The following is a 7832-nucleotide window of genomic DNA, read 5'->3' on the forward strand; positions in this document are numbered from 1 at the left end:
TGTGTCAACTATATGCCCAACGGTTGACGAACGTCAACTATTCCCGCGAGTCGGACCTCGACTTAGGCGCCGAGCCTGTCGAGGCGTCGTCCCCTCACAGGTCGCCGACCGTCTCGAGGCGTCGTCCCCGCCGGTCGTTGAGCGAGCGAAGCGAGTCGAAACGCGCGCTGAGCCGTTGGTGGATGGTTGACTGTCGGTCGCCGAGCTTGTCGAGGCGTCGTCCCGCCGCGGGTCGTTGAGCGAGCGAAGCGGGTCGAAACGCCGTAGGCCGTGTGCGGGTCGTTGCGCGACTGCCGGTCGCCGAGCTTGTCGAGGCGTCGTCCCGCCGCGGGTCGTTGAGTGACCATTCGGCTCACTGACGCACGCTCGGTGCGGGTCTCCGCGTGCCGCACCGCGGACCCGACAGGCCGGGTCAGTCCGCGAGAGCGAGCGAGCGGTACATCTCGCGGGATGCCTCGGGCCGCAGCATCCCCTCGACCCGCGGCATCCCGTCGGACCGGCGTCCGTGCTGCGTCCGCAGATAGAGCTCGTCGATGAGCGAGGTCGCGAGCCCGACGAGCTTCGCGATCTCGGCCTCGTCGCGGTCGACCCACGCGCACCGCGGCTCGTCGCCGACGGGGATGAAATCGTCGTGCTGCTCCCACGCGACGAGTGTGCGCTCGGCGCCGAGAACGTGCTGCTGCCACCACACTTGACGGAGGTAGGAGCGGGGGATCGAGCGCCACGCCTTGTTCGTGGTCTTGATCTCTGCGAGGAGGACGTGCCCGGATGCGTCGACCGCGATGCCGTCCGGGGTGGCGAGGTGCCGCTTCTCGACGACCGCGTGGAACAGGGCCGTCGACGGCAGGATGCCGTGGGTCGCCGCCACCCACGCGGCGATCTCCGGCTCGCGCCGGCGCCCGTGGTCGGTGAAGGCGTTGCCGGAGAAGCCCGAGCCGTGCAGCTTCGCATCGGCGGCGCGGGAGATCGCCCGCGCGCTCGTGAGCGTCGCGACATCCGTCGCCGTGATCCCGCGCGAGCGTGCGCGCACCCAGGCCACCCGGTCGCGGGAGTCCGCGACGATGCGAGCGGCGAGTTCCGGGGTCACCTCTCGAGCGTACGCCGGGCCGGCGACGTCTGCCGGGCGCGACGCGGTGTTGTGCGCCCACTTGGCGCGGCGCGGGGTTGCGCACCCACTTGGCGCGGCCCGGCGCGGGGGTTGTTTTCGCCGCGCACGGTGGCATCGTCGATCCCATGGGCACCATCACCGTCGAAGAGTTCCGAGCGTCGCCGGGAGTCGAGGACTGGAGCGCGGGCACCGCGGGGGCGTCCGCAACGTTCCGGACAGGGGACTTCGCGACCGGAGCGACGCTGTTCGCCGCGATCGCCGCGCTCGCCGAAGCCGCCAACCACCATCCCGACGTCGACATCCGATATTCGAAGGTGGACGTCAGGCTCTTCACCCACTCCGCCGGAGGGCTGACCGAGAAGGATGCCGCGCTCGCGGCGCAGATCTCGCAAGCCGCGCGAGAGCTGCACGTCGCCGTGGACCGTTCCTGACCTCCAGCGATCGGCATGCGGGCCCGCGTGGGGACTGGCGGAGGCTGGCCCTCCGGTGATCGAGCGGCAGGCTTGTGTCAAGATCGCGGATGCTGACCCTCCGGCGGTCGACCCGCCGCCGGAGGGTCAGCGTCGCCGACGCGGACAGCGCGACCATGCGATATCCGCTGGGCGGACCGGGGCCGCAATTGCGAAGCCGTTGACCGCACCGCATCTGCGGCCCTGCTCGGACAGATTTCACGCGCAGACGAAGCTCCAGGCGTACTCCTCTCCGTCGACCCGCCGCCAGCGCACGGCGATGCGGGCGGTGTCGGCCTCTGACTGCGAGCGCAGTGCGAACCGCATGCGCGCTCCGGGGTGCATCGATGGGACCAGCGTCGGCGGGCGCGCCCACCCGTCGCCGGACATCTGTGCGACGACGCTCAGGAGCGACTCAGTGCCCACGTTGTGGACTTCGAGGTCGGGAAGGCGGCTGCGGTCAACCCTCCAGGGGATCGCGTAGGCGGCCTGCGGAGGGAGTTCGTCGGCGTCGATCAATCTGAGCATGCGGAGACCGTATGGCGAGGCGCTGACATCGACCATGGGCTGTGGAGAGCGTACTGCGGAGGGCTACCTGTGGAGGAACTATCTTCGATTGTCCGCAAGGCGTGAGAACTCCATATCTGGAGCTCAGCGGCGCCGCGATCGGACGGAATCGAATAAAAGTACCAGACAGGCGTGACCTACTGCCGTAGTCTTGCTCGCATGACAGACCCGTTCGCCGGCATCGCCGCATCGCTCGATGAGGCTCGTGGCGCATGGGTGCGCGCGGCGGCGGGGGACAGTGGCGACGAGGTCGCCGGCACGGCGCTCGCGGAACTGAATGAGACGATCGGCCAGCTGCGCCGTCAGGTGGATGCGGTGCACGCGACCGTTGCCGCCCGCATCGACAGGGCCTCACGACCAGAGCTCGGCAACGCGGGCCTGGCTCGCAGGCAGGGGCACCGCACGGTGATGGGCATGATCGCCGCGACGGGTCTCCACCCCGGAGATGCGAGCCGGCTGGTCGCAGTCGGTGCCGCCATCGCTCCGCGGATGACACTCACCGGTGAGGAGCTGCCGGCCCGGCACCCGCACGTCGCCGAGGCCGTCCACGCCGGGACACTCGGCGTAGCGGCAGCGGCGGTGATCATCACCCTCCTCGACAAGGTCGCACTGCATGCAGACCTTGAGATGCTGGCGGACGCGGAACGAACCCTGTGCGAGCAGGCGCGAGGGCTGTCCCTGGATCAACTGCACCGGGTGCTGCAACGTGCCGAGGCCTGGCTTGATCCGGATGGCGTGGCCGATCGGGAGAGTGAGCTTCGTGCTCACCAGTACCTGAAGGTGTGGACCGATCGGCACGGTCGGGTGCGCCTGGACGGCGCGTTCGACCCCGAGACCGGGGCGCCGATCGTCGCCGCCATCGATGGAAACGTCGGAGAGCAGTTCCGTGCGCGACAGAACAACACGGACGCGAAGTCCGCAGACCGCACCCGCCGCGCCGCCACGGCGATGGCAACCGTCTGGGCCGACGCGAACGGCGTATCCGATGGCAACGGCGGAGCCGATGAACCTGACGTCACCGTCTCCCGCACCGACACCGACACCGACACCGTCGCCAATGCCGACACCGTCACCGACGCCGGCGACGACTCTCGGGGTGACGCCGAGGTGGTTGACGGCGAGCTGAACGACCCTGTTGCCGGCGACCAGCGCGGCGAGGATCGGATCGCGGACGTCATCGACGACTCGCGGTCTCTTGCTCAGATGAAGGCGGACGCGCTCGCCCAGCTGTGTCGGCACGCGCTGGGCTGCGACTCGGCTGATGTCCCCACCGGCGGGGCAACGGTCGTGGTGCGGATCGATCTCGACGACCTCGAGTCCGGCCGCGGCTTCGGGCTCATCGACGGGATCACGGGCCCGGTGTCTGTCGAGACCGTCAGGCGGATGGCTGCGGACGCGCGGATCATCCCGTGCGTTTTGGACTCTCAGGGCGAGATCCTCGACTGGGGCCGCGCCCGCCGCCTGTTCACGACCGCGCAGAAGCTCGCTCTGGTCGAGCGGGACGGCGGATGCGCGATGTGCGGAATTCCGCCCGGGATGACCCAGGTCCACCACATCCGCTGGTGGGACCGTGACAGCGGACCGACCGATCTCGACAACGGGATCCTGCTGTGCGTGAGGGGTCATCACCGCATTCACGACGACGGGTGGGAGGTCCAAGTGCGGGGGAGACGTGTGCGCGGGCAGATCTGGTTCATCCCACCGATCCACGTCGACCCCACCCGAACGCCCCGACGCGGGGGTCGTGCTCGCTACGACTACATCAAGGCCGCGTGACGGGGGTGGGGCGAGTGACGCGGGCGCGAGTGACAGGCGGTCCAGGTGACACGGCGAAACGGGAATCGAACTGCATAGGGCGTCACCCGACATGCGCGCCACCGGCATGAGCGCCAACTGGCAAGGGGGTCGCGCTGACCGCCTCGATTTGGGCGACGCCGCCCCATCCCGTACAGTTGTCAGAAGCCGAAGACCGCCGGTCATCGTGGTGCGCGCAAGCGCAAGACGATCGAAGCTCTGCGAAGCAGGGGCCCGCGCAGGTGTCACAGACAGTTTCCGTCAGGATTCAGAGCTCCGTGCGCTTGCGCCGGAGCTTCTTTGTTTCGCGGAACCGACCGGCACCGAGGCTCACGAGCCGCCATCGCGGCGCGTGACGTACAGACAAGGAGTGACCATGGCGCAGAAGGACGCATCGGTTGCCGAGCTCACGAAGAACTTCGAGAACTCGAACGCCGTACTGCTGACCGAGTACCGCGGTCTGACGGTCGCCCAGCTCAAGCAGCTGCGCAACAGCATCCGTCAGGACGCGGAATACGCCGTGGTGAAGAACACGCTGACCAAGATCGCCGCCAACAACGCGGGGATCACGACGCTGGACGACGACCTCAAGGGTCCGTCGGCCATCGCATTCGTGCACGGCGACTTCGTCGCCACCGCGAAGGCTCTGCGTGACTTCGCCAAGGCCAACCCGCTTCTCGTGATCAAGGGCGGCGTGTTCGAGGGCAACACCCTCAGCGCCGACGAGGTCAACAAGTACGCCTCGCTCGAGAGCCGCGAGGTTCTGCTGGCGAAGGCTGCGGGCATGATGAAGGCGACGATGGGCAAGGCTGCGGCCACCATCGACGCGCTTCGCGAAAAGCTGGAGAACGCCGCGTAAGGCGATCTCTTCCCACAAACCCCATTTATCTAGGAGATACATCATGGCGAAGCTCACCACCGAGGAGCTGCTCGAGCAGTTCGCTGGTCTGACCCTTGTCGAGCTCAGCGAGTTCGTGAAGGCGTTCGAGGAGAAGTTCGACGTCACCGCTGCTGCTCCCGTCGCCGTTGCCGGCGCCGGTGGCGCGGGTGCCGCGGCCGAGGCCGAGGAGGAGAAGGACTCGTTCGACGTCATCCTCGAGGCTGCCGGCGACAAGAAGATCCAGGTCATCAAGACGGTCCGCGAGCTCACCTCGCTCGGCCTCGGCGAGGCCAAGGCCGTCGTCGACGGCGCCCCGAAGGCCGTCCTCGAGGGTGTCAACAAGGACGCCGCCGAGAAGGCCAAGGCCGCTCTGGAAGAGGCCGGCGCCACCGTTACCCTCAAGTAACCACGTCGAAAGCCCCGGATGCGACAGCATCCGGGGCTTTCGCGTACCTATCCGGCGGGCGCCGCCGTCGAGTTCCGCACGATGAGCCGCGCCTGCGGCGCCACCACCGGCACCGGCGCATCGGGATCCGCCAACCGCTCCAGCAGGACCTCGACGGCGAGTGCCCCCTGGGCCCGCGGATCCTGCGCCAGCGTGGTCAAGGAGAACATCTCCGCGTACTCGTGGTCGTCCACCCCGATGACGCTGAGGTCGTGCGGCACGCCGATCCCGAGACGGCGGGCGGCGATGATCGCGCCGATCGCCACCTCGTCGGACACCGCGACGATCCCGGTCGGCCGGGTTCGCAGGTCGCTCAGCAGATCCGCCGCGGCCGCATAGCCCGCCGGCAGCGACTCGCCGCACTGCGCATGCTCGGCACGGGCGCCCGCCGCATCCATCGTCGCCTGGTATCCCTCGAACCGGTGGCGCTCCACATGCGACCACCGCCCGCCGTCCCCGCCGCCGAGGAACAGGATGTGGTGATGGCCGAGCCCGATCAGATGCTCCGTCGCCCGCCGGGCGACGTCGACGTCGTCGATCGCGATGTCGTCGGGGAATCCGCCGCTCGCGATGCTCACGACGGGCCGGTTCAGGGCGTAGATCCGCTCGAGCTCGCGGTCTTCCGGATCGATCCCCACTGCGATGAGCCCGTCGAACCGCTGCCGCGCGAGGAAGTCGTCGAAGATGCGGTCGCGCCCGCGGGTGCCCACACGGGCGTCGTAGAGCGCGAGGTCGAGGCCCGCCTCCAGCAGCGACTCCTGGATGCCCTCGAGCACCTCTGCGAAGAACCAGCCCGTCACCCCCGGCATGATCACGCCGACGGTGCTGGTACGGCCGCTCGCGAGGCTCACCGCCGACGCGGACGGCACGTAGCCCACCGATCGGGCGGCCGTGGCGACCCGCAGCCGCGTCTCGTCGGAGACGTAACCCGTGCCGGTGAGGGCGCGACTGGCCGTCGACTTCGACACACCGGCGAGGCGAGCGACATCCGCGATGCCCTTCATCCCGCCCCCTTTCGACGAGGTGGTGTACCGGATCAGGAACCGGTTCCACACCATAGTCGCCGATGCGGCGCGCCGTCTACCGCACCGGTTATGGAGTTGTGACGAAGGATCGTTGTATCTCCGGCGTTTCTCCAATACCGTGGCGTGGAATCGGTTCCTGAGTTCATATCGTGAAGACAGCGACCGGGACACTCGAAGAGGAGGAATCACATGGGCAATTCGCAGCGCCGCCGGATTCTGGCTCCGCTGGCCCTTGCCGCCGCGGCGGGGATGGTGCTCGCAGGCTGCTCCGGAACGGGCGGGAACAGCAGCTCCGGCGACAACACGGTCACCGTCTACGGCACCGTCGTCGGGGACGAGGCGAAGCTTCTGACCAAGTCGTGGGACGACTGGGCGAAGAAGAACAACATCACGGTCAAGTACGAGGGCAACCAGGAGTTCGAGAAGCAGATCGGCATCCGCGCGCAGGGAGGCAACCCGCCGGACGTCGCGATCTTCCCGCAGCCCGGTCTGTTCGCCGACTTCGCCACCCGCGGGTACCTCAAGGAGGCGCCCGCCTCGGTGAAGGCGAACGCGGAGAAGTGGTGGTCCAAGGACTGGGTGAACTACGGCACCGTCGCCGGCAAGTTCTACGGCGCGCCGCTCATGGCGAACGTCAAGGGCTGGATCTGGTACCAGCCGGCGAAGTTCAAGGAGTGGGGCGTCGAGCCGCCGAAGACGTGGGACGAGATGATGACCCTCACCTCGACGATCGAGGCGAAGACCGGCAAGCCCGCCTGGTGCGCCGGATTCGGGTCGGACGCGGCCACCGGCTGGCCGGGGACCGACTGGATCGAGGACTACATCATCCGCTTCGACGGCACGCAGGTGTACGACGACTGGGTGAAGGGCAAGATCCCGTTCACGGATCCGCGCATCAAGGAGGCGTTCGACGCGGTGGGCAAGATCCTGCTCGACCCGAAGAACGTCAACGCGGGCATCGGCGACGTGAAGTCGATCAACTCGACCGCCTTCGGGGATGTCGCGAACCCGCTCGTCAAGGGCGACTGCGCGCTGACCCACCAGGCGTCGTTCTTCGACGGGTTCATCAACACCGCCGGCGGCAAGGTCGGACCGGACCAGCAGATCTGGGCCTTCATGACGCCGCCGAAGGAGGCGGGTGGTCAGGCCATCACGGGCGGCGGTGAGATCGTCGGCGGCTTCAGCGACAAGCCGGCGGTGCAGAAGTTCCTCACGTATCTGTCGAGCCCTGAATGGGCCAACTCGCGCGTCAAGCTCGGCGGCGTGATCTCGGCCAACAAGGGCCTGAACCCGGAGAACGCGTCGAGCCCGATCCTGAAGGAGTCCATCAAGATCCTGCAGGACGACAAGACGACGCTCCGTTTCGACGGATCCGACCTGATGCCGGGCGCTGTGGGCGCGGGCACCTTCTGGAAGGGCATGGTGGCGTGGATCAACGGCACGCCGACCGACCAGGTCCTTCAGCAGATCCAGGCCGGCTGGCCGTCCAACTGAACATGCGGCGGGGCGCCCCCCCCCCCGGGGGGGCCGGCCCCCACACCCGCAGGGCGGGGAGGGGGGTGGT

The 7832-nt window shown here is 68.3% G+C and carries 8 protein-coding genes; 5 read left to right on the forward strand and 3 right to left on the reverse strand.

Annotated features, from left to right (window positions below):
- Positions 1 to 412: 412 nt before the first annotated feature.
- The gene (locus QSV35_RS18625) at positions 413 to 1087 is read right to left on the reverse strand and encodes a YqaJ viral recombinase family protein (protein WP_286290433.1); all 675 of its coding nucleotides are present in this window, start codon (positions 1085 to 1087) and stop codon (positions 413 to 415) included.
- A gap of 146 nt (positions 1088 to 1233) precedes the next feature.
- Here QSV35_RS18625 and QSV35_RS18630 point away from each other — a divergent pair, with 146 nt between their 5' ends.
- Positions 1234 to 1539 carry a 4a-hydroxytetrahydrobiopterin dehydratase gene (locus tag QSV35_RS18630; protein ID WP_286290434.1) on the forward strand — a complete coding sequence of 102 codons (306 nt, stop codon included), beginning with the start codon at positions 1234 to 1236 and terminating at the stop codon, positions 1537 to 1539.
- Between the two features lie 237 nt (positions 1540 to 1776).
- Here the strand turns inward: QSV35_RS18630 and QSV35_RS18635 are convergent, their stop codons facing one another.
- Positions 1777 to 2085: a hypothetical protein gene (locus tag QSV35_RS18635; RefSeq protein WP_286290435.1), complete on the reverse strand. Its 309-nt coding sequence runs from the start codon at positions 2083 to 2085 to the stop codon at positions 1777 to 1779.
- 198 nt (positions 2086 to 2283) lie between these two features.
- Here QSV35_RS18635 and QSV35_RS18640 point away from each other — a divergent pair, with 198 nt between their 5' ends.
- The 3 genes from QSV35_RS18640 to rplL all read left to right on the forward strand — a co-directional run bounded on the left by QSV35_RS18640 (position 2284) and on the right by rplL (position 5204).
- Entirely contained in the window at positions 2284 to 3900 is a 1617-nt protein-coding gene (locus tag QSV35_RS18640; protein WP_286290437.1) for an HNH endonuclease signature motif containing protein, read from the forward strand.
- A gap of 394 nt (positions 3901 to 4294) precedes the next feature.
- The gene (gene rplJ, locus QSV35_RS18645; protein WP_286290439.1) at positions 4295 to 4777 is read left to right on the forward strand and encodes a 50S ribosomal protein L10; all 483 of its coding nucleotides are present in this window, start codon (positions 4295 to 4297) and stop codon (positions 4775 to 4777) included.
- A gap of 43 nt (positions 4778 to 4820) precedes the next feature.
- Positions 4821 to 5204 carry a 50S ribosomal protein L7/L12 gene (gene rplL / locus QSV35_RS18650; protein ID WP_286290440.1) on the forward strand — a complete coding sequence of 128 codons (384 nt, stop codon included), beginning with the start codon at positions 4821 to 4823 and terminating at the stop codon, positions 5202 to 5204.
- 47 nt (positions 5205 to 5251) lie between these two features.
- Here the strand turns inward: rplL and QSV35_RS18655 are convergent, their stop codons facing one another.
- Positions 5252 to 6247: a LacI family DNA-binding transcriptional regulator gene (locus QSV35_RS18655; RefSeq protein WP_286290443.1), complete on the reverse strand. Its 996-nt coding sequence runs from the start codon at positions 6245 to 6247 to the stop codon at positions 5252 to 5254.
- A gap of 210 nt (positions 6248 to 6457) precedes the next feature.
- Between QSV35_RS18655 and QSV35_RS18660 the strand changes: the two genes are divergently transcribed.
- The gene (locus QSV35_RS18660; RefSeq protein ID WP_286290444.1) at positions 6458 to 7762 is read left to right on the forward strand and encodes an ABC transporter substrate-binding protein; all 1305 of its coding nucleotides are present in this window, start codon (positions 6458 to 6460) and stop codon (positions 7760 to 7762) included.
- The last annotated feature ends 70 nt before the right edge of the window (positions 7763 to 7832 follow it).

Source organism: Microbacterium candidum, assembly GCF_030315975.1.
Classification (GTDB): domain Bacteria; phylum Actinomycetota; class Actinomycetes; order Actinomycetales; family Microbacteriaceae; genus Microbacterium; species Microbacterium candidum.

Excerpts from the sequence above, each read along its gene's own strand:
- QSV35_RS18655 (WP_286290443.1), bottom strand. The coding sequence starts at position 6,247 with ATGAAGGGCATCGCGGATGTCGCTCGCCTCGCCGGTGTGTCGAAGTCG.
- rplJ (WP_286290439.1), top strand. The coding sequence starts at position 4,295 with ATGGCGCAGAAGGACGCATCGGTTGCCGAGCTCACGAAGAACTTCGAG.
- QSV35_RS18635 (WP_286290435.1), bottom strand. The coding sequence starts at position 2,085 with ATGCTCAGATTGATCGACGCCGACGAACTCCCTCCGCAGGCCGCCTAC.
- QSV35_RS18630 (WP_286290434.1), top strand. The coding sequence starts at position 1,234 with ATGGGCACCATCACCGTCGAAGAGTTCCGAGCGTCGCCGGGAGTCGAG.
- QSV35_RS18660 (WP_286290444.1), top strand. The coding sequence starts at position 6,458 with ATGGGCAATTCGCAGCGCCGCCGGATTCTGGCTCCGCTGGCCCTTGCC.
- rplL (WP_286290440.1), top strand. The coding sequence starts at position 4,821 with ATGGCGAAGCTCACCACCGAGGAGCTGCTCGAGCAGTTCGCTGGTCTG.
- QSV35_RS18640 (WP_286290437.1), top strand. The coding sequence starts at position 2,284 with ATGACAGACCCGTTCGCCGGCATCGCCGCATCGCTCGATGAGGCTCGT.